Source organism: Jannaschia halovivens (genome assembly GCF_046452375.1).
GTDB lineage: Bacteria > Pseudomonadota > Alphaproteobacteria > Rhodobacterales > Rhodobacteraceae > Jannaschia > Jannaschia halovivens.
In genome coordinates, this window is record NZ_JBKFDJ010000003.1 from 1 (window position 1) to 24352 (window position 24352).

At 65.0% G+C, this 24352-nt stretch carries 25 protein-coding genes and 1 tRNA gene; 12 read left to right on the forward strand and 14 right to left on the reverse strand.

All coding sequences use genetic code 11. From position 1 onward, the window contains the following. Positions 1-143: 143 nt before the first annotated feature. Entirely contained in the window at positions 144-530 is a 387-nt protein-coding gene (locus ACK8OR_RS17630; RefSeq protein ID WP_298430709.1) for a DUF2147 domain-containing protein, read from the reverse strand. 141 nt (positions 531-671) lie between these two features. Between ACK8OR_RS17630 and hisA the strand changes: the two genes are divergently transcribed. The 3 genes from hisA to ACK8OR_RS17645 are packed head-to-tail and all read left to right on the forward strand — an operon-like array spanning position 672 to position 1981. Then, the gene (gene hisA / locus ACK8OR_RS17635; protein WP_410190708.1) at positions 672-1391 is read left to right on the forward strand and encodes a 1-(5-phosphoribosyl)-5-[(5-phosphoribosylamino)methylideneamino]imidazole-4-carboxamide isomerase; all 720 of its coding nucleotides are present in this window, start codon (positions 672-674) and stop codon (positions 1389-1391) included. A gap of 18 nt (positions 1392-1409) precedes the next feature. Continuing rightward, complete coding sequence (locus ACK8OR_RS17640) at positions 1410-1712, forward strand: hypothetical protein (protein ID WP_410190709.1); 303 nt, start codon at positions 1410-1412, stop codon at positions 1710-1712. Further along, positions 1694-1981: a hypothetical protein gene (locus ACK8OR_RS17645; RefSeq protein ID WP_410190710.1), complete on the forward strand. Its 288-nt coding sequence runs from the start codon at positions 1694-1696 to the stop codon at positions 1979-1981. The genes ACK8OR_RS17640 and ACK8OR_RS17645 overlap by 19 nt, the downstream gene beginning before the upstream one ends. A gap of 1 nt (position 1982) precedes the next feature. Here ACK8OR_RS17645 and ACK8OR_RS17650 read toward each other — a convergent pair whose 3' ends face one another. Further along, the gene (locus tag ACK8OR_RS17650; RefSeq protein ID WP_410190711.1) at positions 1983-2420 is read right to left on the reverse strand and encodes a DUF302 domain-containing protein; all 438 of its coding nucleotides are present in this window, start codon (positions 2418-2420) and stop codon (positions 1983-1985) included. Between the two features lie 122 nt (positions 2421-2542). On the opposite strand from ACK8OR_RS17650, the gene hisF reads away from it, so the two are divergent. From hisF to ACK8OR_RS17665, 3 genes are all read left to right on the forward strand, one after another. Continuing rightward, positions 2543-3307 (forward strand): imidazole glycerol phosphate synthase subunit HisF, encoded by a 765-nt coding sequence (gene hisF, locus ACK8OR_RS17655; RefSeq protein ID WP_410190712.1) that lies wholly within the window; start codon positions 2543-2545, stop codon positions 3305-3307. Positions 3308-3309: 2 nt separating this feature from the next. Next, positions 3310-3624, forward strand: a complete 315-nt coding sequence (locus ACK8OR_RS17660) for a phosphoribosyl-ATP diphosphatase (RefSeq protein WP_410190713.1) — start codon at positions 3310-3312, stop codon at positions 3622-3624. A gap of 201 nt (positions 3625-3825) precedes the next feature. Continuing rightward, positions 3826-4902, forward strand: a complete 1077-nt coding sequence (locus ACK8OR_RS17665; protein WP_410190714.1) for a hypothetical protein — start codon at positions 3826-3828, stop codon at positions 4900-4902. Between the two features lie 39 nt (positions 4903-4941). Here ACK8OR_RS17665 and ACK8OR_RS17670 read toward each other — a convergent pair whose 3' ends face one another. From ACK8OR_RS17670 to rlmB, 3 genes are all read right to left on the reverse strand, one after another. Then, on the reverse strand, positions 4942-5415 hold the full coding sequence (locus tag ACK8OR_RS17670; RefSeq protein ID WP_410190715.1) for a CoA-binding protein: 474 nt from the start codon (positions 5413-5415) through the stop codon (positions 4942-4944). A gap of 194 nt (positions 5416-5609) precedes the next feature. Next, positions 5610-5885, reverse strand: a complete 276-nt coding sequence (locus tag ACK8OR_RS17675) for a hypothetical protein (protein WP_410190716.1) — start codon at positions 5883-5885, stop codon at positions 5610-5612. After that, complete coding sequence (rlmB, locus tag ACK8OR_RS17680; protein ID WP_410190717.1) at positions 5878-6666, reverse strand: 23S rRNA (guanosine(2251)-2'-O)-methyltransferase RlmB; 789 nt, start codon at positions 6664-6666, stop codon at positions 5878-5880. The genes ACK8OR_RS17675 and rlmB overlap by 8 nt, the downstream gene beginning before the upstream one ends. 100 nt (positions 6667-6766) lie before the next feature. Here rlmB and ACK8OR_RS17685 point away from each other — a divergent pair. Beyond that, positions 6767-6850: transfer RNA gene (locus tag ACK8OR_RS17685), tRNA-Tyr, on the forward strand. A gap of 121 nt (positions 6851-6971) precedes the next feature. Continuing rightward, positions 6972-7454 carry a hypothetical protein gene (locus ACK8OR_RS17690; protein ID WP_410190718.1) on the forward strand — a complete coding sequence of 161 codons (483 nt, stop codon included), beginning with the start codon at positions 6972-6974 and terminating at the stop codon, positions 7452-7454. 16 nt (positions 7455-7470) lie between these two features. On the opposite strand, the gene ACK8OR_RS17695 is transcribed toward ACK8OR_RS17690, so the two are convergent. From ACK8OR_RS17695 to ACK8OR_RS17735, 9 genes are all read right to left on the reverse strand, one after another. Then, positions 7471-7758 carry a DUF4387 family protein gene (locus ACK8OR_RS17695; protein ID WP_410190719.1) on the reverse strand — a complete coding sequence of 96 codons (288 nt, stop codon included), beginning with the start codon at positions 7756-7758 and terminating at the stop codon, positions 7471-7473. Further along, positions 7751-9118, reverse strand: a complete 1368-nt coding sequence (locus ACK8OR_RS17700; protein ID WP_410190720.1) for an acyclic terpene utilization AtuA family protein — start codon at positions 9116-9118, stop codon at positions 7751-7753. The genes ACK8OR_RS17695 and ACK8OR_RS17700 overlap by 8 nt, the downstream gene beginning before the upstream one ends. After that, on the reverse strand, positions 9099-10616 hold the full coding sequence (locus ACK8OR_RS17705; protein ID WP_410190721.1) for a tripartite tricarboxylate transporter permease: 1518 nt from the start codon (positions 10614-10616) through the stop codon (positions 9099-9101). Before ACK8OR_RS17705 ends, ACK8OR_RS17700 begins: the two co-directional genes overlap by 20 nt. A 1-nt stretch (position 10617) precedes the next feature. Then, entirely contained in the window at positions 10618-11058 is a 441-nt protein-coding gene (locus ACK8OR_RS17710) for a tripartite tricarboxylate transporter TctB family protein (RefSeq protein WP_410190722.1), read from the reverse strand. Between the two features lie 138 nt (positions 11059-11196). Next, positions 11197-12156: a Bug family tripartite tricarboxylate transporter substrate binding protein gene (locus tag ACK8OR_RS17715; protein ID WP_410190723.1), complete on the reverse strand. Its 960-nt coding sequence runs from the start codon at positions 12154-12156 to the stop codon at positions 11197-11199. 99 nt (positions 12157-12255) lie between these two features. Beyond that, complete coding sequence (locus ACK8OR_RS17720; protein WP_410190724.1) at positions 12256-13413, reverse strand: AI-2E family transporter; 1158 nt, start codon at positions 13411-13413, stop codon at positions 12256-12258. A gap of 10 nt (positions 13414-13423) precedes the next feature. Next, positions 13424-14443 carry a YihY/virulence factor BrkB family protein gene (locus tag ACK8OR_RS17725; protein ID WP_410190725.1) on the reverse strand — a complete coding sequence of 340 codons (1020 nt, stop codon included), beginning with the start codon at positions 14441-14443 and terminating at the stop codon, positions 13424-13426. 76 nt (positions 14444-14519) lie between these two features. Continuing rightward, on the reverse strand, positions 14520-15467 hold the full coding sequence (locus ACK8OR_RS17730) for an endonuclease/exonuclease/phosphatase family protein (protein ID WP_410190726.1): 948 nt from the start codon (positions 15465-15467) through the stop codon (positions 14520-14522). Between the two features lie 15 nt (positions 15468-15482). Beyond that, positions 15483-15962 (reverse strand): DUF4112 domain-containing protein, encoded by a 480-nt coding sequence (locus tag ACK8OR_RS17735; protein ID WP_410190727.1) that lies wholly within the window; start codon positions 15960-15962, stop codon positions 15483-15485. A gap of 97 nt (positions 15963-16059) precedes the next feature. Here ACK8OR_RS17735 and ACK8OR_RS17740 point away from each other — a divergent pair, with 97 nt between their 5' ends. The 4 genes from ACK8OR_RS17740 (at position 16060) to ACK8OR_RS17755 (ending at position 24343) form a co-directional block, all read left to right on the forward strand. Then, complete coding sequence (locus tag ACK8OR_RS17740; protein WP_410190728.1) at positions 16060-16785, forward strand: SDR family NAD(P)-dependent oxidoreductase; 726 nt, start codon at positions 16060-16062, stop codon at positions 16783-16785. 201 nt (positions 16786-16986) lie between these two features. Next, on the forward strand, positions 16987-18159 hold the full coding sequence (locus tag ACK8OR_RS17745) for a tyrosine-type recombinase/integrase (RefSeq protein WP_410190729.1): 1173 nt from the start codon (positions 16987-16989) through the stop codon (positions 18157-18159). Between the two features lie 15 nt (positions 18160-18174). Continuing rightward, entirely contained in the window at positions 18175-18390 is a 216-nt protein-coding gene (locus tag ACK8OR_RS17750; RefSeq protein WP_410190730.1) for a helix-turn-helix transcriptional regulator, read from the forward strand. A gap of 1171 nt (positions 18391-19561) precedes the next feature. Next, entirely contained in the window at positions 19562-24343 is a 4782-nt protein-coding gene (locus ACK8OR_RS17755; RefSeq protein WP_410190731.1) for a calcium-binding protein, read from the forward strand. Positions 24344-24352: the final 9 nt, after the last annotated feature.

The following is a 24352-nucleotide window of genomic DNA, read 5'->3' on the forward strand; positions in this document are numbered from 1 at the left end:
GCGGGGCGGCCCCCCCCCCCCCCCCCCCCCGCGCGGGGGGGGGCCCCCTCCGCCGGGGGGCCAGCCCCCCGGACCCCCCGGCATGTTTGCCGAGCAAAGACGGGCAAGGCGGCGGGGTCGCCCAGCCGGTGGCGCCCGCCCGATCAGTTGATCTTGACCCAGTTCTGCCGGGCGCAGATAAGGCCGCCGGCGACGCAGCCGCGCAGCGCCATCTGGTTGCCGCTGAGCTGGACCTTGCCGAGATAGACCTTGTCGTTCGACGGGCGCCAGACGCGGCCCTCGTAGGCACCGCCGCCCTGGGCAGCCATGTTGCGGACGATCTGCTTGCCCTTGTTGGGCGAGTTGTATTCGCCGCCGTTCTGGAACGTGCGGGTGATGGTGCCGCAGAAGTTGGCGCCGCAGGGCGCGATGGTCACGTGGGCGTAGGAGCCGTCGTCGACCTCGGTCTGCCACACGCCCTCGATCGGGTCGGCATGGGCGGCGCCGGTCAGCGCGATGGCCGCGATGGCGGTCAGGATAAAGCGTTTCATGGTCTGGTGTCCTCCCAAAGACTGCGCGCTTGGTGCCGTGCGGGAGGACCTCGTGGCAAGCGTGACGTTTCGGCACGGGGTTTCCTGCGGGCCCCGTGTGTTGCAGAACGCGCGCGACCCTGAGCCGCCGGAGTGCCCGCCATGATCCTCTATCCCGCGATCGACCTGAAGGACGGACGGGCCGTGCGCCTCGTCCATGGCGAGATGGAGAGTGCTACGGTCTTCAACGACGATCCGGCGGCCCAGTCGCGCCAGTTCGCGGATGCGGGTTGCGAATGGGTGCACCTCGTGGACCTGAACGGCGCCTTCGCGGGCCAGCCCGTCAACGGGGCGGTGGTCGAGGCGATCCTGGGCGCGGTCGACGTGCCCTGCCAGCTGGGCGGGGGCATCCGCGACATGAGCGCCATCGAGGGCTGGCTGGAGAAGGGGCTCGCGCGCGTGATCCTCGGGACCGTGGCGGTGGAGGAGCCCGACCTCGTGCGCGCGGCGGCGCGGGCCTTCCCCGGACAAGTCGCCGTCGGCATCGACGCGCGGGGCGGCATGGTGGCCACGAAGGGCTGGGCCGAGACGACGGACGTGACCGCGAGCGACCTCGCCCGCCGGTTCGAGGACGCGGGCGTCGCGGCGATCGTCTATACCGATATCGACCGGGACGGCGCGATGGGCGGGCCGAACGTGGCCGCGACGGATGCGCTGGCGCAGGCCGTGTCCATCCCCGTCATCGCGAGCGGGGGCGTGTCGTCACTGGCCGATCTGCACGCGCTGGCCGCGACGGGCCGGATCGCGGGCGCGATCTCGGGGCGGGCGCTCTATGACGGGGCGATCGATCTGGCGGAGGCGCTGGAGGCGCTGCGGGCCTGACCGCGCGGGAGCGTGACGATGACCACACTCGTTTTCTACCTCTCGATCCTCGCCATCGGCGTCGCGCTGTCCTTTCGGATGCGGTCGCGGGTGGGCCGGACGGTCCTGCGATTGGGCAGCGTGCTGCTCGCAGTCGCCTTCGTGGCACTCGCCCTGCTGACGCGCCACTGCGGCGGCGGGCTGGGGTACGGGATCTATGCCTGCGACGAGCCGACGGTCGACCGGCTGGCCGCGCTCTTCCTGCCCTTCCTGACCTTCCCGATCATCGCGCTCGTGGCGCTTGTCGTGCTCGGCGCGATGGAATGGCGCGCGCGGCGATGAAGGCGGGCGGACGCATCCTGCTGGGCCTCCTGGCGGCGGTCGGGGCCTTCGTGGTGATCACGTTCGGGGTAAGCGTCCTCATGGAGCGGGGTGAATGCGCGCTCGGGTGGTTGCCGGGCTGGTGGCCCGACTGGGCGTCGGGCTGCGCCGACGATCCGGCGGTGCAGACCGCGCGCAGCCTTCGGGCGGCGGATTGGCACCTCGCCTTGCCGTGGATGGCGGCGGCGCTGACATTCCTCGCCGTCGCCTATCCGTGGCGCTGGCGCTGATCTATTCGGCGACCGCCGCATCGGTGAGATTGCCGAGCGCGCCGTCGATGCGGGCCGCCGCCTCGCCCGCGGGGTCGATATCCATCCCGGCGAACAGATCCTCGGCCGTCTGGTAGGTCACGGCGGTCCCGTCGCCCGCGGCGTGGACCAGGACCCGGAGCGGCAGCACGAGACCTGCGCGCAGGTCTTCCTGCATGACGGGCGTGCCGGCCTTGGGATTGCCGAAGATGACGAGCTCGGCCTCGGGAAGCTCCATGTCGACGCTGGCGGCGGCCTTGGTGTGCGGCACGCGGGCGACGATGGAGGCGCCCGCCCCTTCGGCGGCGGCGACGAGGCGGTCGGCGGTCTCGGCCACGGAATGGGGCGAGGGCTTGGTAACCATCTCGGCCAGCGCTGGCCCGGCGGTCAGGGCGAAGACGGCGATTGCGGTGCGGATCATGGGAAAACCTCCTCGGGGTTGGTGGCGCACAACCTGTGGCAGGCGGGGGTGCTGTCCAATGCACGTGCGCGTGATCGCGCGCGCCGGTTGCCAAACCGGCCATTCCTCGCCAAACCGCGCCCATGCTGAAGACGCGGATCATCCCCTGTCTCGACGTGGCCGATGGCCGCGTGGTCAAGGGCGTGAACTTCGTGGACCTGATCGACGCGGGCGACCCGGTCGAAAGCGCGCGCGCCTACGATGCGGCGGGCGCGGACGAGCTGTGCTTTCTCGACATCCACGCCACGCACGAGAACCGGGGCACGATGTACGACCTCGCCACCCGGACCGCCGAGGCGTGCTTCATGCCGCTGACCATCGGCGGCGGCGTCCGGAATGTGGACGACGTGCGCAACCTGCTGCTGGCCGGGGCGGACAAGGTGTCGTTCAACTCGGCCGCCGTCGCGGACCCGGACGTGCTGGCGCGGGCGGCGGACAAGTTCGGCAGCCAGTGCATCGTCTGCGCCATCGACGCGAAGACCGTGGCGCCCGGCAAATGGGAAATCTTCACCCATGGCGGGCGCAAGCCCACCGGCATCGATGCGGTGGCCTTCGCGCGGACGGCGGCGGAGCGGGGCGCGGGGGAGATCCTGCTGACCTCGATGGATCGCGACGGGACGCGGGCGGGGTTCAACCTCGCGATGACGCGGGCGATCAGCGATGCGGTGCCGGTGCCGGTGATCGCGTCGGGCGGCGTCGGCAATCTGGATCATCTGGTCGAGGGCGTGACCGAGGGCGGCGCGTCCGCCGTGCTGGCCGCGTCGATCTTCCATTTCGGCGACTACACCATCGCCCAGGCCAAGGCGCATATGCAGGCCGCGGGCATCCCCATGCGGATGGAGGACTGACCATGCACCCGCTCGACGCACTGTGGCAGACCGTGCAGTCGCGCCGCGATGCCGACCCCGAGGAGAGCTGGACCGCGAAGCTTCTGTCCCGCGGACCGGCGAAATGTGCCGAGAAGTTCGGCGAAGAAGCGGTCGAGACGCTGATCGAGGCGGTGCGCGGCGACCGCGAGAAGCTGGCCGAGGAAGGCGCGGACATGCTGTATCATTTTTGCGTCATGCTGGCGGCGGCGGATGTCGATCTGGCGGACGTGATGGCGCGGCTCGAGGCGCGGGCCGGCATATCGGGAATCACCGAGAAGGCCGCACGGCCCGACTAGCCGGCCTCGGTCGACGCGCGATCGGCGCGGCGGGCGCCGCCCACGCCGCTGCCGCGCACCCGTTGTTAACGCGACATTTTTCATCGACCGGAAGAAAGCTGCAAGGCGACGCTCCGGGTGCGGAACCATCGCGTCGCCTTGCGTGTTGCCTTAATGACCAACCTGCAAACAGGTCACCGCGACAACGATCAGGAGACTAAGATGAAACCCGTCCTTGCGTCCACTGCGATCGCGTGGGCGGCCTTCGGCGTGGCCGGAGCCCATGCCCAGGTTGCCGCGAACCCCGCCTTCGTTGCCGGATACGATAGCCCGGCCCTGCGCGCCTCGATGCTCGACGACATGGCGATCTACGCCTCCGAGACGCGGATCGACCCGTCGGCCAGCCTGCCCCCGGGCTTGGAGCGGCTGGGCGAGGTTGACGACATCGTGCTCGGGCCGAATGGCGGGGTCGATGCCGTCATCGCCGACATTGGCGGCTTTCTGGGGATCGGCGACCGGGAGGTCGCGTTCGATATAGATCAACTCGTGATGGTGCCCGCGGCCGAAGGTTCGGACGAGATGGTGCTCGTCGTGATGGCCGCGCGGGACGAGATCGAAAACGCCCCGATGTTCGAGAACACGGCCACCGGCAGCCGCACCGATGGCGCGCGCGCGATCACCAATGAAGGGTCCGGCGTCACCACCGCCGCGTCGGCCAGCGTCGTGACCGTCGAGACGGGCAGCACCGCCAGCCCCCGGTCGGACGGTGCGATGGAAGGGACGGATACCGACACCGCCACGCTCGATGCGGGCACGGTGGTCGCCAACCCGCAGACGCCCGCGACGGCGATCGTCACCGGATCGGGGGTGCAGACGACCGCGCCGGGCACCGATCTCGGCGAGGGCGATGCCGAGATGGCGAGCGGCGCGAGCAGCGACACGCCGCCGGTGACCTATATTCCCGGTGTCGAGTTCGAGAACGAGGCCCCGGCGGTCGCGCGCGACGGCTACACCCCGCGGATGCAGAACACGTTGACCCTGCCCGAGCTCGAGGGGGTGCCGGTCTTCGACGTGACGGAAGAGGAGATCGGCGTAATCTCGTATGCCTTCTCGCCCGGCACCCGGAGTAGCGACGTCACCGTCGTGGTCGTGTCCATCGGTGGCTTTCTCGGGATCGGCGATCACGAGGTCGCGATGCACGCCAAGCGGATGTCCTTCCTCGACGGCGAAAGCGGCATCCGGGCCTATGTGGACGCCACGCGCGACCAGCTCGAGGCGCTTCCGGAATACGACGACTGACAATCCTGACGGCCCGCCCCACCGGCGGGCCGTTTCGCGTCAGAGCTTCGAGCTGATGATGCCGGTGGCGAATCCGCCCTGCCGGAGTTCCCCGAAGAGTCGCTGGTATTCGATCTTGGGACAGCGGTCCTGAATGATCGTCACACCCGCCGCATCGCACATCGCCTCGGCCTCGGGACTGACGACGCCGACCTGCAGCCAGACACACCAGAGCCCGTCGAGGACACCTAATCCTTCCTCGACGAGGGCCGGTACCGCTTCGGGCCGGCGAAACACGTCGAGCACGTCGACCGGCCCCGAAACCGAACCGAGATCGGGAACGACCGTCTCGCCGAAGAGCGTGGTGCCCGCATGGATCGGGTTGACCGGCACGACCCGGATGCCCCGCCGCGCGAGGTAGCGCGCGACGTAGTGGCTGGGCCGGATCGGGTTCGGCGACACGCCGACGAAGGCGAAGGTCTTCGCGCGCGTCAGGACGTCCCGCAGGAGTGCATCGGATGGGGTCGTGGTCATGTGCCAGATTGGGCAGAAAAAAAGGCCCGCGGCAATGAAGACGCGGGCCCGAGGTATGGAACGAGGGACAGTGAACGGAGGGTGGGTGTTCCGAACCCATCTTCCACAGACAATCGGGTAACTGCCCCTCGCCCCAGTTGGTTCCGCCTGGGTCACGACTTTTTTTTCGTGCCAGCGGGTTACGCATCGGCGCGTCAGTCGAAGATGTCCTCGATCTCGTCCCAGATCTCGGACGCGACGGCGCGCCAGATGGATTTCGTCTTCTTGGTCTTTCGTCTTGTCCCCGGCCTCTTCGGCGTCCGCTTCACCTTGGGTGAGGCATCCGCAACCTGGGCCATTTTCAGGGGCTTCATCACGTGGAGCGGTGCACCGCAAGACCCGCAGGCCAGCTCGTGTCCGCCATGGGCGGTATTCCGCAGGATGGTCCGGCGCCCGCAATAACAGCAGGTCGCCTTCTTGGGCTCAAACATCGCGGCCCTCTCGCAGGGCAAAAAGGGCGACCGCCGCCGCGTTCGACACGTTGAGCGAGCCGAAGCCGCCCGCGGGGTCGATCCGGACCATCCGGTCGCAGAGACTGCGGGTGCGGTCGCGCAGGCCAGGCCCCTCGGCGCCCAGAACGATGGCGACGGGCGCGTCGCGAAGACCGGGCGCGGCCTCGCCCAGCGTCTCGGGCGCCTCGCCGTCGAGCCCGACGCAGAGATAGCCCATCTCCTTTAACCGCTCCATCGCGTCGCCCAGGTTGCCGACCCTGAGATAGGGCTGGCGTTCCAGCGCACCGGACGCGGTCTTGGCCAGCGCGCCCGTTTCGGGGGCGGCATGGCGCTGGGGTGCGATCACGGCCCTCGCGCCGAAGACCTCGGCCGAGCGGAGGATCGCGCCCGCGTTATGCGGGTCGGTGACGCGGTCGAGAAGGACCATCAGGGGCGCCCCGCCGCCGGGCCGCGCCACGTCGTCGAGCCGTCCCCAGTCGAGCGCGCGCACCTCGAGGGCCGCGCCCTGGTGGACCGATCCGGGGTCGAGCGGGACCGGGAACTTGCGCGGATCGGCGATCTCGGGCGTCATCCCCGAAGCGGGCACGGCATCGCCCAGCCGGTCGGCGGCGTTCTTCGTCAGCACCAGTCGCAGCCGGTCGCGCAGCGGGTTCTGCAGCGCGTCGCGCACGGCATGCAGGCCGAAGAGCCAGACCGTTTCGCGGGCCGAGGCGCGGCGATCCCGCTCCTTCTCGACCACCCATTTCGGCTTCTGCGCCATGTCCGATCCCCTCGTGCGACCCGAGGCTTATCGCGCGCGTCCGGCCGCTCCACAACACCGCTTGACCCCACCCCATGCCGCCGCTATCCCGCCCGCCAGTGGGCGACAGGCCGCAAGGTGTGGCAGGGGACTGTAACTCCCTCGAGGCGACTCACGCCTGGTTCGATTCCAGGGTCGCCCACCATCGAACATCCGACATCACGAAACCACCGCCCCGGGCGGGCGCGGCACCGGAGGCCCTTCGGTCTGGCGGCAATGGTTCGCCGGATGTTACCGTTCCCCGACACGAAGACTGGGGGGACATCATGCTGAAACTCATCACCTGCGCCGCGGCGGCGTTGCTGGCCGGGGCGACCGTCGTGGCGGCCTGCCCGGATTGGCGCCAGAACGGGGCGGTCGGGCGTTTTTCGGGGGCCGATCTCTGGGAGCCGCGGCTCTTCGACATCACGGCGGGCGGGACCAACAACCTGCGGGCGCAATGCGGATCGATCTACAAGAGCCTGAAATCCGACCGGGGCGACGGCTATTTTCCGACGCCGCCCGACTTCACGATCGAGACGCCGGGGATGTCGGGTTACACGCTGGAGATCGCGGTGGTCAGCGAATGCGACAGCGCGCTGCTGGTGAACACGCCAGCGGGTAACTGGTATTACGACGATGACGACAATGGGAATCTCGACGCGAAGATCACGCTGACCTCGCCGTCCTCGGGCATTCTCGACATCTGGGTCGGTACCCATGACGGGCAGTTCTGCGACGCGGAACTGCGGCTGGAGACCTTCAAGTAGGCGGTCTCGCCGGCGGTCAGGTCACCGCCAGCCCGGTCAGAGCATGGGCCAGCGCGGCGCCGTGCATGTCGCGGTCGCGCGCGCTGCCCTGCACCGCCGGGCGCGGCAGCGACAGCTTCACGACGTGCAGCGCAGGCAGGTCGAAGCGCTTGATCTCCGCCCCGCCGAGACGGGCGGCGAACGTCTCCGTCGGGAGGGCCGCGACGCGGTCGTAGGTCGCGGCGTCGCAGAAGATGTCGATCGTGATCCAGAAGGGCCCCGCGTTTTTCGAACGGACGCGGGCAAGGTCGCCCAAATCAGACATCGAGGATCTCCAGCCGGAAGCCGTCCATCGGGTCATCCAACGCCAGAACATGATGCAGCACGAATTCGTAGCGCGGGCCGAGATCGACCTCGGGCGGCGAGAAGGGGAAGGCGAATGTGGGCATCGGTTCTTCGGGGGTGAGCGGATGGTGGAGGAGGAGCGGGTTCACCAGCTTGGCCACCTCCTGCGCGGTGGCGGCATCGGGGGCGATCACCTGCGCCATGACACCGATCTCGTTGGGGCGGGCCGCGCCGGGTTCGAGCGCGCCGAGTGCGGCGTCGAGACCGATCCGCCGCAGCTCCAGATCGTAGGCGGCACCGGGCATCTGCCGCCCAATGCGGGCGCGGGCACGAGCTTCCAGCGAGGCGCACCAGTCGTCGATTTCCGCCACGTAGCGCGGGTCGCGGATGAGGACGAGGCTCATCACGCCATGCCCGGCGACGCGCGCGGCCTCGAGCTTCACGGTATAGGGCGCAGGCATCCAGACCGCGCCCTCGACCCGCACGGCGCGGCCCTCGGCGCGGTAGGTCGCGGCGGAGGTGTCGAGCGCGCCGCCGGGTTCGTGCAGGACGATCGGGTCGGAATTCTCGTAGAGGAGATGGGCGGCAACCGTCCGCTCGGTGGCGACGCTGATCTCGGCCATGGGGGTCACGGTGAAGCCCGTCCCGTCGAACAGGATCTCGATGACGCCGGTGTCGGGATGCGTGCAGCAGAGTGCCCCGCATTCGCCCACCTTCGCGCCGTGCCAGGCCCCGCCCGCGTCGCAACCCCGCGCCAGCGGCAGGGCCGCGAGGATGGCGGTGTCGGTGGTGCGTCCGCAGATGACGATCCCGGCGCCCGTGTCGAGGGCCGCCTGCACCTGCTCCGCCCCGGCCAGTGCGACGATGTTGGTGCACTCGGCCAAGGCGTCGGCCTCGACGTCCGGCGCGCCCGGCAGGGGTGACACGCGGTTCCATTCGGCGGCCAGCCGATCCGCATCGCGGTCGCAGTAGAGCACGGCGATCTTCGCCCCCTGCCCTGCCTCGGCCAGGACCTCGCGCGTGATCTCGACCAGCCAGTCGACGGCCGTCCCCGCGCCGCAGGTGCCCGCCGTGCCGATGACCAGCGGCACGCCCGCGCCGAGCGCCGCGCGGACCAGCTCGCCCCAGTCGGACTTGACCTGCGCGCGGGAATACTTGGAGACGCCGCGTCCCAGATAGGCCGGCCCGCTATCGGTCGAGCCGCCGTCTATGGCGATGAGATCCGGCCCGCGCGCCAGCCCCGCGGCCAGCGCGTCGCCATCCCAGCCGAGGCCCAGAGCGCCTGCCGGCACGAGGACGCGGCAGGTCGGCCCGGCGGCCTCAGTCGAGGGGCTTGGCATGATCCGGCACCTCGGGCTTGCGGATGATTCGGCGCAGGAACATCGGGGCGATGAACCCGAGGAACGCCGCCACCAGAAGGCCGATCGCGATGGGCGAGGAGACGAGGTAGGTCCAGTCGCCGTCCGAGAGCACCATCGCGTCGCGGAGCTGCTTTTCCATCTTTCCGCCGAGGAGAATCCCGAGGATCACGGGCACCGTCGGGATGTCGAGCTTGCGCAGCACGTAGCCCAGCACGCCGAAGGCGGTGACGAGGAGCAGGTCGAAATAGCTGCCCGTGAGGGCGTAGATGCCCACGAAGCTGACCATCGTGACGCCCGGCATCAGGATCGCAGGCGGGACTTGCAGGACCTTCACGAAGACCTTCACCATCGGCACGTTCATCGCGAGGAGGACGAAATTCGCGATCAGGAGCGAGGCGATCAGGCCCCAGACCACGTCCGGCCGATCGGTGAAGAGCGTCGGCCCCGGCGTGATGTTGAGCGTGACCAGCACCGCCAGCAGCACCGCCGTCGTGCCCGAACCGGGCACCCCCAGCGTCAGCATCGGGACAAGCGCGCCGCCCGCGGCGGCGTTGTTGCCGACCTCGGGGGCCGCGATGCCCTTGGCGACCCCGGTGCCGAAGCCGCCCTTCTCGCCCGCGATGGACTTTTCGGTCACGTAGGTCAGGAACGAGCCGAGCGACGCGCCCGCCCCCGGCAGCACGCCCGCGATGAAGCCGATCACCGAGGAGCGCATCATCGTCCAGCGGGTCGACCAGATCTCGCGCCACGGGACGGTGACGCGGCCCAGCACCATGTTGAGCGCGCCCTGAGCGCCGTGTTTCTCGATGAAGAAGAACACTTCGGAGACCGCAAAGAGGCCGACGATGGCCACGAGGAAATCGACGCCGTCATAGAGATGCAGGTTGCCGCCGGTCAGCCGCGCCATACCCGAATTGGGATCGAGGCCGATCATCGCGATGCCGATGCCGAGAACGCTGGCGAAGGCGGCCTTGGCCTGGTTCTTCGAGGCGACGCCGCCCAGCGTGCAGAAGGCCAGCAGATAGAGTGCGAAATACTCGGCCGGGCCGAACTGGTACGCGATGTTCGACAGGATCGGCGCGAGGAACATCAGCCCGATGGTCGAGAGCGTGGCGCCCACGAAGCTGGCCACGCCCGAGATCACCAGCGCGTCGCCCGGCCGACCGTTCCGGGCCATCGGATGGCCGTCGAGGCAGGTCATCATCGCGGGTTCGTCGCCGGGAATATTGAGGAGGATCGAACTGATCCGACCGCCATACATCGCGCCGTAATAGATCGAGGTCAGCAGAACGAGCGCCGCGACCGCGTCGAGCCCCATGGTGAAGGTGATCGGGATCATGATCGCGACCCCGTTCGACGGCCCGAGCCCCGGAAGGGCGCCGACGATGGTGCCGATGAAGCACCCGAGGACAGCGAGGGCCAAGGTGAACCATGTCAGGACGGAGAAGCCGCCGATCAGGTTGTTGAGGATGTCCATGTCAGAAGAGCCCCCGCGGCAGGCCGAAGAGGCTGAGGCCGAGGACGAAGCGGAAGAGGACGAAGAGCCCGATGCTGAGTGCGAGCCCGGTGACGATCGCCGCCTTCCAGCGGGGCGCGATCTGGAACGAGAGGACGCCCGCGACGATCGCGGTGGGCAGAAGGAAGCCCAGCGGCTTCAGCGCGTAGGCGTATCCGACCAGCATGATCGTCGCGATGGCGAGGGCGCCGACGGATCGCAGCGGCGGCCATTCCGGTTCGTCGTCGGGCTTGAGCACCATGACCACGCCGCAGATCGCCGCGACGATGCCGACCGCCATTGGGAAGGCGCGCGACCCGAGCGGATCCGAGAAGAAGGGCGCGGCGATCTGGGCCGCGCTGGCCACGTAGGCCAGCGCGCCGACGATCACGATCGCGCCGAAGATACGGTCGCTTGCGAGCATGGTGACTATCCCCCGATATCGTCTGTGCGACGGCGGGCCCGTGCGGGCCCCGCACCGGTCGCGGAGGCCCATCCCGTCGGGACGGGATGGGCGGAGGAACGGGCGGTGCGCCCGTTCGGTTGTCGCCGCGAACGGCCCTTACTGGATGACGCCGATTTCCTGGCTCAGCGTGCGGACGTCCTCGATGTTCTGGGCGATGAACGCCTCGAAATCGCTGCCGGTCACGTTGAAGGGCGCCAGACCGTTGGCTGCCATCGCCTCGGCCCATTCTTCGCTCTCGCCGACGGCCTGAAGCTTGGCGACCCAGTCGTTGAAGGCCTCGTCCGAGATGTCCTTCGGAACGTAGAGCCCGCGCCAGTTGACCGCGACGACGTCCACGCCCTGCTCGACGGCGGTGGGGATGTCGTCGAAGCCGGGCACCCGCTCGTCCGAGAGGACGGCGAGGACGCGCACGTCACCGGATTCGATGAAGCCCACGACCTCGGACATGTCGCCCGTCATTCCCTGGGTGAAGCCCCCCACCGTCTGGGTGATCGCGTCCGCGCCACCATCGACACCGATATACTTGATCTGGCGCACGTCCTCGACGCCATGCGCTTTGGCCAGCTGCAGCACCTTCAGGTGGTCGAAGCCGCCCGCAGCGGATCCGCCCGCGAAGGCCACGCTGCCGGGATCGGCGGCGATAGCGTCGAGCATGTCGCCCAGGGTCTGGAAGGGGCTGTCGGCGGCGACGACGATGACGCCCGGATCGGCGCCGATCGCGCCGAGGAAGCGCACCTGGTCGGCGGTAGCGCCGCCATAGGCGTCCTGCGCGAGACGGGTCGCGGTCGCCTGGCTCGCGGCGACGATCAGCTCGGCGTCATCGGTGCGCTCGTTGGCCACGGTCTGATAGGCCAGACCGCCACCGCCACCGGCCATGTTGGTGACCTGCACGGGGCCGTCGACGACGCCGATATCGGTCATGATCTTGCCGATCTGGCGGCAGGTGAAATCCCAGCCGCCGCCAGGATTGGCGGGCGCGATGCACTCGGCCGCGGTGGCGGCCCCGCCGACAAAGAGGGCGATCCCGGTCAGGGCTGCGCGAAACGTGTAGGTCATGGTCTTCCTCCCTTGGGCGCCGACCCTCTCCCGGGGTGGGCGACATGGGGAGCCTAGACGCCTCGCGCGTAACCGCAAGACGTCTCGCGCGAGGGGGACTCAGGCGCGCTTCTCGCCCGGCACGAAGCCTTCGGCGTCGCCGAGGAACAGCCCGACCTTCCGGAACTTGGGGATTGCGTCGCAGATGACCTTCACGACGATCAGCATCGGGACCGCCACGACCATGCCCATCACCGACCAGGTCCAGGCGAAGAACGCGACCGAGAGGAACACCATCGTGACGTTGAGGCGCAGGCGCGTCCCCACGAGCGCCGGGGTCACGAATTGCCCCTCGAGCGAGGTCAGCGCGTAATAGGTGCCGAACACCCCGAGCCCGGCCCAAGGGTCCATGAAGGTCACGAAGGCAATGGTGCCCGCGATCCCCGCGCCGATCACCGCCCCGACGAAGGGGATGAAGTTGAGGACGGTCGCCATCAGGCCGATCAGCCAGGGCGACGGCAGGTCCCACCACCACATCGCAGCCCCGATCACGACGCCGAGGCCGATATTGATCAGCGTGATCGCGCCAAGATAGTTGCCCAGCCGCGCCTCGATGGTGCGGATGGTCTGGACGGTCGTGCGCTTGTCCTCGAACCGGTCGACGACCTGCACGGCCTTCTGTATGAAGAGATCGCCCGAGGCGGTCAGGAAGAACAACAGGCACATCGCGAAGACGACCTGGCTGAGGAGCGCGGGCGCGATGGCGAAGACCGTACTGGCGAGCCCGGAATCCGAGACGACTTCGACCTGCATCGGCCGCTCGGCCCCGGCTTCGGCAAGGACGTCACCCGTTGCGTCGGCGGCGACGGTGAAGGCTTCGAGCGGACCGCCGGGGCCTGTCAACTGGCCCATGACCTGGCTCAGGAGACCCGGAATGTCGGTCACGAACTCCTGGATCGGGTCGGCCGCCATCATGCCCCCGAACACCAGGGCCACGCCGATCGTCACGGTGAACAGCGCCGCCGCGACGGGTGCGGGCACGCCGATCCGGCCGAGACCCCGGCGGGGCGCATTGAGGATGAAATATCCCAGCACGGCGCTGGTGACGGGGATCAGGAACTCGGCCGCGAAGAAGAGGGCCTGGATCAGCAGGAGGATGAAGATGCCGGTGATCGGCACCGCGAGCGGGTGACGCTTGGAGCGCGCGGGCCCACGGATCGCCTCGGTCGGTTCGGCGTCACCGCGGATCGAGTCGACCCGTTCGGGAGTGGCGGTCACGCCACCGGGGTCATCGCGCGGCGCCAATGGTGTCGGCCTTCACGGCCCCCCTGTGGCCCAACGGCTCGCGGTGTCCGGTGGTGGTGTCGCGCGCAGTCTGCGCCTCGATCTCGGAATTGAGCTCGGCCCCGATCAGGATGACCGCCGCCGAGAGCCACATCCACATCAGGAGGACGACGACCCCCGCGATGGACCCGAACGTCTCGTTGTAGGAGCCGAAATTCTGCACGTAGATCGAGAAGGCCACCGACGCGATCAGCCAGACGAGCGCCGCGATGACCGTCCCCGGTGCAATCCAGCGCAACTTGGCGTCGTCGCGGTCGGGGCCGTAGCGGTAGAGGATGCCGAGGCCCAAGGTCACGATGATCGCCAGCGGAACGTAGGAGAGCCATTGCAGAAGCGTCTCCATCGTGGGGCTCCAGGCCAGGAACTCCAGCGCCACGGGCACCGCGATGATGAGCAGGGCTGCGATGAGCACGCCGAGGATCATCGCCAGTGTCAGGCCGATGGTCATCAGCTTGACGCGCACGAAGCCGCGCGTCTCCGTCTCGTCGTAAGCGAGGTTGATGCCTTCGATCAGGCTGCCGACGCCCGCCGAGGCCGACCAGAGCGCGAGACCCAGCCCGACGATCAGGCCGAGCGTCAGCCCACCCTCCTGCGATCCGGCCACGGCTTCGGCCTGATCCAGCATGATCTGGCTGACATCGGGCGGCACCACGGCGGTGATCCCTTCGAGTGCGGCCACCAGTTCGGTCGGCTCGTAGATCAGCCCGGTAATCGACATCAGCGCGGTGATGGCGGGGAAGACCGCGAGCAGGCCGTAGAACGCGACGCCCGCGGCAACGAGGAGCACGTGGTCCGCCGAGATCTCGTCCTTCACGCGAACCGCGATGTCGAGCCATCCGGCCTTGGGGATCTCGGTCGGGCGCGTCGCGTCGCGGCCGCGACCCGGCTGGGCCTCGGCGATTTCGGCCGCGATCGCGTGGCGTCCGGCTTCGGAGATGTCCTCCAGCCGTTCAGACCTGCCCATGGCGTTCTCCAGACGTGATTGTGCGACGGATCAACGCAGGCGGATGACCGCCGGTTCCCGTCCGGGTATGCGAAACTCAGGGCCCCGCGCGGACCCGCAGCAGGAGCGGCAGGTGGTCCGAGCCGACCTCCGGGCCGAGGCGCTTGTCGTGGAGGATGACGTCTTCGGTCACCAACGCCTGGTCGATCGGAAAGCGCAGGATCGGATGGGTTACGTCGAAAGTGGTCATGAGCCCCCGCCCCTCGCGCGTATCCTTGAGGCCCCCCGCCTCGCGCAGTCGGCTGCCGCGCCGCGAGAACGGCACGTCGTTGAAATCGCCGACGGCCACGGCGGGCATGTCGACCCGGCGCATCAGCGTGGCCATCGCCGCAAGCTGGCGGTCGCGGTCATCGGTGGAATTGCCGGGCACGGGCGGCCGGGGATGAAGCCCCGTGACAAGCAGCGGGCCGTCGGACGTGGTGAGGACTGCAGTGGCGATGGGGACGTCCGTGCCCTCGAGCTGGCGCAACTCCGCGCTTTCGACCGGAACGCGCGTGGCGAAGATCATGCCGTAATGGTCGTCGCGGATCTCCTCGCGGCGGGTGTCGTAGCGCGCCAGTTCCTCCGACAATGCGTCGGCCCAGACCTGATCGACCTCCATCAGAAGCAGCACGTCGGGGTCTTCTTCGCGGATCAGGGCGCGCACCGCGTCGTGATCCTCGTTTTCCTGCAAGACGTTGAGTGCCATGATCCCCACGCCACCCTCGCCCGCGACCTGCGGCACGGCGACCGGCATACCAGGCAGGTAGCGCCAGAGCCACGAGCCCTGCCAGCCGATGACTGCGACCATCGAAAGGACGATCGCGCCGCGCCATGTCCCGGTCAGGACGACAGCGGCGACAACGCCGATGACCACGGCGAGCGCGAAGATATGAAGGCGCGGGAACTCCCATCCACGGATCCACCACGCACCGGAGTCGCGCAGCGGCAGAAGCGTGACGACCACCAGCGCCAGCGCCAGCAATCCGAGAATTGCGCGGAGCATCCCGAGCGACCCGGCTCAGGCCACGGTCGGGTCGTCAGGCGCGGCGGGCAGGCCAAAATGCGACCGCAGCAGCGCGACGTTCCGGCGGTTCGCCTTCAACCCGACATCGAAGATATCGCCCACCAGCGGGATCGTCCCAACGACCCAGTCGATCCCGGTATTCGCCGCCATCCTCGCCTTCACATGCGTCGGCGCACCCATCCGGTGCGCCTCGAGCCAGATGTAGCCTGCAGGCGCCAGCGCCGCGACATCGCCGAGACCGGGCACAAGGCCCAGAAGCACGTCCCAACCGAAGCGGATCTGCGTCCCCGGCAGGCGGTAGCGGCTGTCGAGGTTCCAGGCCAGCCGGTCGAGCCGGTCCAGACGGGCAGCATGGTCCGGGGTGGTCTCAGCGTCCCGATGCAACGTTTCGGGTCGGCTCCGCGCCGGGGCCCGTCCGGGGGTGCGGGCGGTGGCGCGGTGCGGCGTGTCGGGCGTGCGGTCCAGATGTTCCATACCCCACCTACGCATGCGCCCCGCACCGGGTTCCCGTACCTGCACCGCGCCGTTAGGGTCGCGGCGAGCAGTCGAGGGGACGGATATGGCGTTGGGAATGGACGGACAGGTCGCGGTGGTGACCGGCGGGGCGCAGGGAATCGGACTGGCGGTGTTGCACCGGCTTCAGTCCGAGGGCGTGCGGGTGGCCAGCTGGGATGCCAATGGCGACACCAATGCCGCAATGGCCGCCGAGACCGGGGCCGTCGCCGTCACCTGCGACGTCTCGGACCTCGCATCGGTCGATGCCGCCTATGCCGAAACGGTGGCGGCGCTGGGCGCGCCCCAGATCCTCGTGAATTCGGCGGGCATCGCCGGGCCGAACCGCCCGGTCGCCGAATACGACCCCGGCGACTGGTCGCGGATCGTGGCGATCAACCTGACGGGCACCTTCCTCGTGAACCGCGCCGTCGTGCCCGCGATGACCGAAGCCGGCTACGGCCGCATCCTCAATATCGCATCCATCGCCGGCAAGGAGGGCAACCCGAACGCCTGCGCCTATTCGGCGTCCAAGGCGGGGGTGATCGGGTTCACCAAATCGCTCGGCAAGGAACTGGCGGGGCACGACATCGCGGTGAACTGCGTCACACCCGCCGCCGCGCGCACGCCGATCTTCGACCAGATGAGCCAGGAGCATATTGACTACATGCTCTCGAAGATCCCGCGCCAGCGCTTCCTCGAGGTCACCGAAGCCGCCGACATGATCGCCTGGTGCGTCTCGCCCCAGAACGCATTCACCACGGCGGCCGTGTTCGATTTGAGCGGGGGACGGGCGACGTATTGACCTGCGCGCGGTAGGGGATCGGGGTGGTGCCCCCACACGGACTCGAACCGCGGACCTACTGATTACAAATCGGTTTTCGCAGGTTCCCATAAATCTTCATTTCAGAACTTTTTTCGCTTCTATATCAGTGCTTACGCTGTATCATGAGAACATGGCTGACTACTGATTGTCACTTCTACGCACGCGATTTATGAGCCTAAAATGAGCCTAACGGACCTACAGATTAAGCGCTTGAAGGTCCCTGAGAGGGGGCAGAAGACATACTACGACCCCTCGCTGCGAGGCTTCGGGGTACGTGTCTCGCAAGGGGGCACCAAGACTTTTGTCGTTCTATTTGGTCCAGATCGCCGCCGCCGATCGCTGGGTCGCTATCCGGACATTTCACTGGCTGAGGCACGGGTGCTTGCAAAGCAGGCTCAGCTTGATATCGCGCTCGAAGCATTGCATCCGAAGGTCTCGGTACCGAAGCTGACTTTCCCCATAGCCAGAACGAAGTTCCTATCTGACTGCGAGACGCGCACCAAGCCGCACACCGTGGGAGAATATCGCCGCCTGTTGAACCGTCACTTTGATTTCGAACAGGAGATCTCCGCCCTGACGCGGCGCGACATTGGATCGGCCATAGACAGTATCAAGAAGCCCTCCGAGCAGCACCACGCTTATGTTGCCATCCGCACGATGCTTAATTGGTGTGTGAAGCGCGGCTTTCTGAATGCTTCACCAGTACCACCAATGACGTTCAGGGCCCGCGCCCGAGAACGAGTGCTGTCCGAACAGGAGCTGGCCCTGGTCTGGGATCGGGCTGAGCACTTCGGGTATCCTTACGGTGCAATCGTGCAACTGCTTATCCTCACCGGTCAACGCAAGGGGGAAGTGGTGGGACTACGAGCCAGTTGGATCTCGGATGATAGGATTGTCTACCCATCTGAATTTGTTAAGAATCAGCGGTCCCATACTGTTCCCTTGGGAAGGCGGGCATTAGACTTGATCGCCGCCCTCCCCGGCCAAGCTGACGTACTTTTTCCGTCTCGTCTGGACGATGAGAAGCCATTTAACGGATTTTCGAAGTGCAAAGCAGCGTTCGATCAGGACTTGGAAGTCGAGCCCTACACACTGCACGACCTTCGCCGGACATTTAGCAGCAACATGGCTAGGCTTGGCACACCGATCCACGTGACAGAACGGATCCTGAACCATGTTTCGGGCACAATTAGCGGTGTCGCGGCCGTCTACAACCGACATGCATATATTGAGGAGATGCAGAGTGCCTTTGCGGCCTACGAAGCATACCTTACAGACGTCCTAGCCAAACACTCAATACTTGATCGGCACTCAGATCCTGCTAACCTGACAGCCCCTCGGGGAATTTGTTGAAACCCGAGCATCGCGATGCTCTCCTACTACGGAGAGATCGTGATGAGGATACTTTCAAAACGCCAGGTCAAGGAGCTGGTTTTGTACTCGCCACAGCACATCGCACGCCTGGAAAAGGCAGGCCAGTTCCCCAAGCGGGTACAGCTAGGCCCGAACCGCGTGGGCTGGGTGGAAGGTGAAGTGCTAGACTGGCTTGAAAAACGGCTTGCGCAGCGCGAAGTGCCCAACTGACGCTCCCTTGAAAGGGAGCTGGGTGGCCGGGGTTGCAAATCCGGCCACCCGACTATCAAGTATCTCTCCGGCTTCACGACGACGTTGTTACGTCTGGCTACGGTAGTCAGATCAACATCGATTCTTAGCCTGTCTTGGATGCTATATCTGGTGCGTAGGATCATCAGCACAGCCTTTGTCCTCAGTGGTCACTAAAGCTCACCGCAAAGCCGTTCTCGACAGGCTTCCGGTGCGCAATGCAGTACCTTCGACGTGGTCGTCCTCCTGCCATCTGACGATCGCAATGCCTATCAGTTCGGTCCCGTCGTCGCTGACGGCCCTGGAGGGATGGCACCTGCCCTTTGCGATTTGGCCTAGCACCGACGCGACACGGTGGCCCGATAGTAAGGTGCCCACTATCGTAGCCAAGCGCTCCCGGCTTAAGTCGTCGATGACGTAACGACTGCGGACGCGGCGGCCGTCTTTCCGGTTACCTGACCTGAAGTTTAGCGAGCGAAGCTGGTTCCGACCCTGGGGGATCGCCATCGGTAATCTGCTTCACCACGCGTACTCTGCGCAACGAAGCCCGTCTAGTAAAAAAGGCGGCTTGCGAATCTTTGCCATCGGGTTAGGCTCGCTTTAGGCAGATTGGCCGAGCTCTATAAGAATTTTCGACACTCAAGGTAATTACAAGAAGTCAATATGCGAAAGAATGACTGGAAGAAGCGGGTAATATATCGCGAATTGCCAAGAGAGTCCGATTGGGACCCCTCAAAGAAGGTTTTCGTGGGCATATTTCCGCGAAACTCACCAGTCTGGCTGGGAAGTCGGAGTTTGAACCAAAATCGGCTCCGCGACCTCGCTTCGAACGCCCCCTCAGAGGTCGCCGCTTCAATCTCCTCCGCCCTAAATTTTGCGTCTACTGACGATGCGATTGTAAAGGAGTTATCGGCGTGCTGGAACAACGGCGAATTCCTAGTAAATGTTGCTGAACATACGGCGAATATGAGTGGCTGTCTCGAGCAAGAGAGTGTACGTAAGATCCTTTCTTCCTTTGGAGAGCGCACTGGCGACAGCGCAGCAAGATTGTTTGCAAAATATGGCGCGGCAATAAGTGGGTCGGTTATCGACAGATTGATCGAGGCAGGACGCCTCCATAGCAAGCATGACGTTGTTTTTGAGGAATATGCATATGTCTGAGATTGTAATTGTAGACAATGATGTTCTTTCGGCTCTAAGCCATCAGGCCGTTGCCAGCGGCACTGATGCGCTTGATGGGCTATATTCTCCCTCCACTCAGATTGTTATTACGTCAACGGTCTATGCTGAAGCTACCGATGGTCGCTTTCGCCACGCCGCCTCAGCGGAGCGGTTTAGATGGATTGAGGAGGGCTTAAGTTCGGGCAGAATAGAAATTGTTGATACGCCGGATTACGTTGCTGGAGCCTACAAGGACGTCGGAGATGATAGCATCATGTCCATTGCGGACAATTATCCAGATGATAACGTCACCATAGTTACAAACGATAACGGACTTACTGCCAGGGCCTATACCGAAGCAGCCAATGATGTAGATGTCGACAATATCCAGCAGAGTCTTCATGCCAACCTCCTTTCGGGAGGCATAAGCTTCAACGAATATTTCGTATATTCAGAGAATGCAAGAGTTGATACAGGTATTCCACCTGTTGTCGAAGATTTTTCGCTTATCGGTGGATCGAACGGCGCAATTATTTTCGCGATACCCAGTGTTGGCCTTGTCCTGGGAAGGGAAGCAGACGGCAGCATCAAGGTGATCGGCGGCTATGAACGATTCGAGATTGATGAGGATGGAAATATCAACTTTTTTGGTATTTACGATCCAATATCAGGTGTTTTTTCTCTTCATCTTTCGGATATAACTGATATGTCGTATGCCTTTGAGGGCGACATTAGGTTGTCCTCAGAGGTCATCTCGGCTCTTAGTTGGCTCCTATCCCTTCTTAAAGATCCCCCAGTCTCCCCCCTCGTCCTGGATCTCGACGGTGACGGGATCGAGCTGACTGCGGTGGAGGGCGCGACGGCGTTCTTCGACATGGATGTCAATGGGTTCGCCGAGGCCACGGGTTGGGTGGCGTCCGATGACGGGCTGCTGGCACTTGACCTCGATGGCGATGGGCGGATTGACGACGGATCGGAGCTTTTCGGCGACCAAACAGGCCACACCCACGGCTTCCTCGCCCTGGCCGAGCACGATGCCAACGACGACGGCGTGATCGACGCCGCCGACGCGGTCTTCGCCGATCTGGTGATCTGGCAGGACCTCAATGCCGACGGGATCAGCCAGGCTGTCGAGATGCGCGGGCTGGCCGAGATCGGCATCACGTCGATCTCCGTGCAGGCCGCGACGACCAGCTATTGGGTCGAGGGCAACGAGATCCGCTACGAGAGCAGCTTCATCTGGGACGATGGCAGCATTGGCGTCGTCGGTGACGCGTTCTTCGAGACCGACCCGATCCGGACCGTCGCGTTGCTGCCGGACGATTTCGAGTACCACCCGGACGTCTTCAAGCTGCCGGTTCTGGCCGGGGCCGGTTCCCTGGCGTCGACCTGGGTCGCGATGTCAACGGACGACGCGCTGCGGCAGCAGGCCACCGATCTCGTCGCGCAGGCGAGCAACGGCGACATCCAGGGGTTCATGCGAGCGTTCCATGAGTTCGTGTACGACTGGGCCGGCGTCGGATCGGTGCCGCCCGGCTCTCGCGGGGATCATGTCGATGCCCGCAACTTGGAGTTCCTGGAAGTCGTCTTCGATCAGCCATTCGACCCGAGCAACGGAGAGCCGGGGGATCCGGAGCATTGGGCGGCCGCGGACCTCGACGAGGGGATGGGGGGTCTGATCTCGGCAATGGCCGGAGAGTTCCTGTCGCAAGTCGCGGTCTCTGACGCGCTGCTGAATTCCACAGACGCCGCGTCCTACGAGGCCCGGCTGGCCGCCAATCTGCTCGTGCCAGCCGCCTCTGGCGAGGGACAAGAGGCCAACGGCATCGCGGCCATCTTCGCGTCCGTCGAAGGTGGGACGCTGTCGAATGTCGATGCCGCCCTGCTGCTCAGCACGATGGGGAGCGCCTCCGCCCAAGGCGTCGATACATATGCGCTGCGGGTCGAAAGCGAGGCGCAAAGCCGCGGCAGCGCCTCGGCCATCGCGGTCGCGACGATCCTCCAATCCCTGACCCACGGCCAGCAGGTTCATGGGACACATGCCATTGACGCCTTGGATATGAGCGAAAGCTTCGCGGACTCGATCATCTTCGGCAGCGAGGGTAACGACATTTTGTGGGGTGGAAGAGGCGCGAACATCTACATCCACTCTGCCGGCGACGGCTCGGACACGATCAGCGAGGGCAATCAGACCTCCACGCCAACGGACAGGTTGGTGATCACGGACGAGAGCGTCGATGACGTCCAGTTCGAGACAGTGGGAGACGACCTCTTTGTCACGCGGGCAAACGGAGAGGTCATCACGATCAAGAACCAGTTTTACGGTCGGGATTACGCGGTCGATGAGATGTCGTTCGCGGATGGAACCGTTCTCGGCTGGTCGGATATCGCCAACAAGTCGGTCGCAGACCAAAGGGCCTCGGGTCAGATCATCGGGAGCGCCCAGGCCGAGACCTACTATCACGCGGCTGGCGATGGATCGTATACCATCACCGATTATCGCAGCTCTGGCGACAAGCTGATCTTCACGGATCTTACCTCCGATGATGCGGTGTTCGGCCGGGCCGGCGATGACCTGACACTGACGCTGAGCTCGGGTGACATCGTAACGATCTATGAGCACTTTGATAGCGCTGGAACGTTTAGCTTCGACCAGATCGAGTTCTCGGACGGCACAGTATTATCCGGGACGGCCATTGCGAACCGATCCGTAGCCGATCAAAAAGCATCTGGCAGCGTGATCGGAAGCTATCTAGGAGAGACTTACTTTCACGCGGCCGGCGATGGATCGTATACCATCACCGATTATCGCAGCTCTGGCGACAAGCTGATCTTCACGGATCTTACCTCCGATGATGCGGTGTTCGGCCGGGCCGGCGATGACCTGACACTGACGCTAAGCTCGGGTGACATCGTAACAATCTATGAGCACTTTGATAGCGCTGGAACGTTTAGCTTCGACCAGATCGAGTTCTCTGATGGTGCGACATATAGCGGTGCCGAAATCGGCGATCGCGTAGCACTCGATGCAGAACGCGATATCATAATTGGAACTGCGGCGAACGATACCCTCGCTGGTGGTTTAGGCTCCGATACGATAGACGGAGCCGCCGGTGACGACGCGATAGACGGTGGAGATCATGCCGACTCGATTACAGGAGGGGACGGCTACGACACGATCGATGGCGGGTCTGGCCATGACACCGTCTATGGCGGACTTGGCGGCGACCTCATCTACGGTGGCGACGGAAACGATCTTCTCTGGGGCCAAGATAATAACGACTTTCTCTCGGGCGGCGCTGGTAACGATACGCTTCATGGAGGCAGCAGTTGGGATACGCTTGAAGGCGGTGCCGGTGACGACCTCCTCATCGGTGACGGCGGCTTGGAGCAGTTCCTGTTCTCTGGCGAGTTCGGTCATGACACGATTTCTGGCTTTCATCTGTCGGAGGATGAAGATCTCGACCTAACGGGGCTTTCGAATATCCATGAGACGTCCGACATTATCTTCGAGTCGTCAGGCGGATCGACCACTCTAAGGTTCGATCAGGACGACGACGGTGTCGTGGACACCCATAGCTCGATTACCCTGACAAACGTCATTCTGACCGCCTCGGATGTCGGTCAATTCAAGTTTGCGGCCAGTGGTACCGCAGGTCTAGTGATTGATGGAACGGATGGTATCGATATCCTTGCTGGCACCGCGGGCAATGACACCATCTCTGGCCTGTTGGGAGATGATGAGATCTCGGGCGGAGACGGGCATGACTGGATTGCTGCCGGCGGACAAGGAGATCTGATCGCAGGTGGCTCCGGCGAAGACACCATCTACGGCGAAGACGGAAACGACAGCATCCTCGGCGGAGCTGGTGACGATACGATCTACGGGGGTACTGGCTGGGACACGATCGATGGCGGTACCGGCAATGATCTTCTCATCGGAGAAGGTGGCCTTGAGCAGTTCATTTTCTCGGGTGAGTTTGGCCAGGACACCATCTCCGGTTTTCATCTAGCAGATGCTGAGAACCTCGATCTGCGTGGTCTGACAAACGTTCATGATGTAGGTGATATCGACTTTGAGTTTCTTAGCGGGAATACCGTTCTACGGTTCGATCAGGATGCGGATGGGAACCTAGATGCCCATAGCTCGATTACGCTGACCGGGACGGCTCTCACGCCAGCGGATGCAGCGCAGTTCATATTCACGCCAGACGGTCTGACCGGTTCAGACATTGTCGGAACAGTCGATGTCGATACACTGTCTGGAACAGCGGGGAATGACACGATCTCCGGGCTATCCGGCTCCGATGTTATTGACGGACATGACGGACATGACTCGATCGACGCAGGTCACGGAAGCGATACCGTTCGCGGCGGTGCCGGTGACGATACAATTGCCGGCGGAGACAATTACGACAACCTTTCGGGTGATGCTGGCAATGACGACCTTAACGGTGGGAAAGGTTGGGATACGATCAACGGCGGTACCGGTGACGATATCCTCGAAGGCGAAGGAGGCTATGATCTCTTCGTCTTCGAAGATGGTTTCGGTCACGACACGATCACTGACTTCAACATCTCGACATCTGAACTGATCGATTTCACCGCACTGGCTGGCGTGTCGGCGACGTCAGATCTGATCTTCGATACCAATGCCGGCTCGACTGTGTTGCGGTTCGACCTAGACAATGACGGCGCGGCTGATACCGACCTTTCCATCACACTGACAGGGATGATCCTGACTGCCGCGGATCAAGATCAGTTCGTGTTCTAAGGTTGCTGA

What these genes read in the sequence shown, in the direction of transcription:
- ACK8OR_RS17745 (WP_410190729.1), top strand. Translation starts at nt 16,987, where the DNA reads ATGAGCCTAACGGACCTACAGATTAAGCGCTTGAAGGTCCCTGAGAGG.
- ACK8OR_RS17700 (WP_410190720.1), bottom strand. Translation starts at nt 9,118, where the DNA reads ATGCCAAGCCCCTCGACTGAGGCCGCCGGGCCGACCTGCCGCGTCCTC.
- ACK8OR_RS17705 (WP_410190721.1), bottom strand. Translation starts at nt 10,616, where the DNA reads ATGGACATCCTCAACAACCTGATCGGCGGCTTCTCCGTCCTGACATGG.
- ACK8OR_RS17725 (WP_410190725.1), bottom strand. Translation starts at nt 14,443, where the DNA reads ATGGGCAGGTCTGAACGGCTGGAGGACATCTCCGAAGCCGGACGCCAC.
- ACK8OR_RS17755 (WP_410190731.1), top strand. Translation starts at nt 19,562, where the DNA reads ATGTCTGAGATTGTAATTGTAGACAATGATGTTCTTTCGGCTCTAAGC.
- ACK8OR_RS17730 (WP_410190726.1), bottom strand. Translation starts at nt 15,467, where the DNA reads ATGCTCCGCGCAATTCTCGGATTGCTGGCGCTGGCGCTGGTGGTCGTC.
- ACK8OR_RS17735 (WP_410190727.1), bottom strand. Translation starts at nt 15,962, where the DNA reads ATGGAACATCTGGACCGCACGCCCGACACGCCGCACCGCGCCACCGCC.
- ACK8OR_RS17630 (WP_298430709.1), bottom strand. Translation starts at nt 530, where the DNA reads ATGAAACGCTTTATCCTGACCGCCATCGCGGCCATCGCGCTGACCGGC.
- rlmB (WP_410190717.1), bottom strand. Translation starts at nt 6,666, where the DNA reads ATGGCGCAGAAGCCGAAATGGGTGGTCGAGAAGGAGCGGGATCGCCGC.
- ACK8OR_RS17690 (WP_410190718.1), top strand. Translation starts at nt 6,972, where the DNA reads ATGCTGAAACTCATCACCTGCGCCGCGGCGGCGTTGCTGGCCGGGGCG.
- ACK8OR_RS17695 (WP_410190719.1), bottom strand. Translation starts at nt 7,758, where the DNA reads ATGTCTGATTTGGGCGACCTTGCCCGCGTCCGTTCGAAAAACGCGGGG.
- ACK8OR_RS17740 (WP_410190728.1), top strand. Translation starts at nt 16,060, where the DNA reads ATGGACGGACAGGTCGCGGTGGTGACCGGCGGGGCGCAGGGAATCGGA.
- ACK8OR_RS17670 (WP_410190715.1), bottom strand. Translation starts at nt 5,415, where the DNA reads ATGACCACGACCCCATCCGATGCACTCCTGCGGGACGTCCTGACGCGC.
- ACK8OR_RS17665 (WP_410190714.1), top strand. Translation starts at nt 3,826, where the DNA reads ATGAAACCCGTCCTTGCGTCCACTGCGATCGCGTGGGCGGCCTTCGGC.
- hisF (WP_410190712.1), top strand. Translation starts at nt 2,543, where the DNA reads ATGCTGAAGACGCGGATCATCCCCTGTCTCGACGTGGCCGATGGCCGC.
- ACK8OR_RS17650 (WP_410190711.1), bottom strand. Translation starts at nt 2,420, where the DNA reads ATGATCCGCACCGCAATCGCCGTCTTCGCCCTGACCGCCGGGCCAGCG.
- ACK8OR_RS17660 (WP_410190713.1), top strand. Translation starts at nt 3,310, where the DNA reads ATGCACCCGCTCGACGCACTGTGGCAGACCGTGCAGTCGCGCCGCGAT.
- ACK8OR_RS17675 (WP_410190716.1), bottom strand. Translation starts at nt 5,885, where the DNA reads ATGTTTGAGCCCAAGAAGGCGACCTGCTGTTATTGCGGGCGCCGGACC.
- ACK8OR_RS17640 (WP_410190709.1), top strand. Translation starts at nt 1,410, where the DNA reads ATGACCACACTCGTTTTCTACCTCTCGATCCTCGCCATCGGCGTCGCG.
- ACK8OR_RS17645 (WP_410190710.1), top strand. Translation starts at nt 1,694, where the DNA reads ATGGCGCGCGCGGCGATGAAGGCGGGCGGACGCATCCTGCTGGGCCTC.
- hisA (WP_410190708.1), top strand. Translation starts at nt 672, where the DNA reads ATGATCCTCTATCCCGCGATCGACCTGAAGGACGGACGGGCCGTGCGC.
- ACK8OR_RS17710 (WP_410190722.1), bottom strand. Translation starts at nt 11,058, where the DNA reads ATGCTCGCAAGCGACCGTATCTTCGGCGCGATCGTGATCGTCGGCGCG.
- ACK8OR_RS17750 (WP_410190730.1), top strand. Translation starts at nt 18,175, where the DNA reads ATGCTCTCCTACTACGGAGAGATCGTGATGAGGATACTTTCAAAACGC.
- ACK8OR_RS17715 (WP_410190723.1), bottom strand. Translation starts at nt 12,156, where the DNA reads ATGACCTACACGTTTCGCGCAGCCCTGACCGGGATCGCCCTCTTTGTC.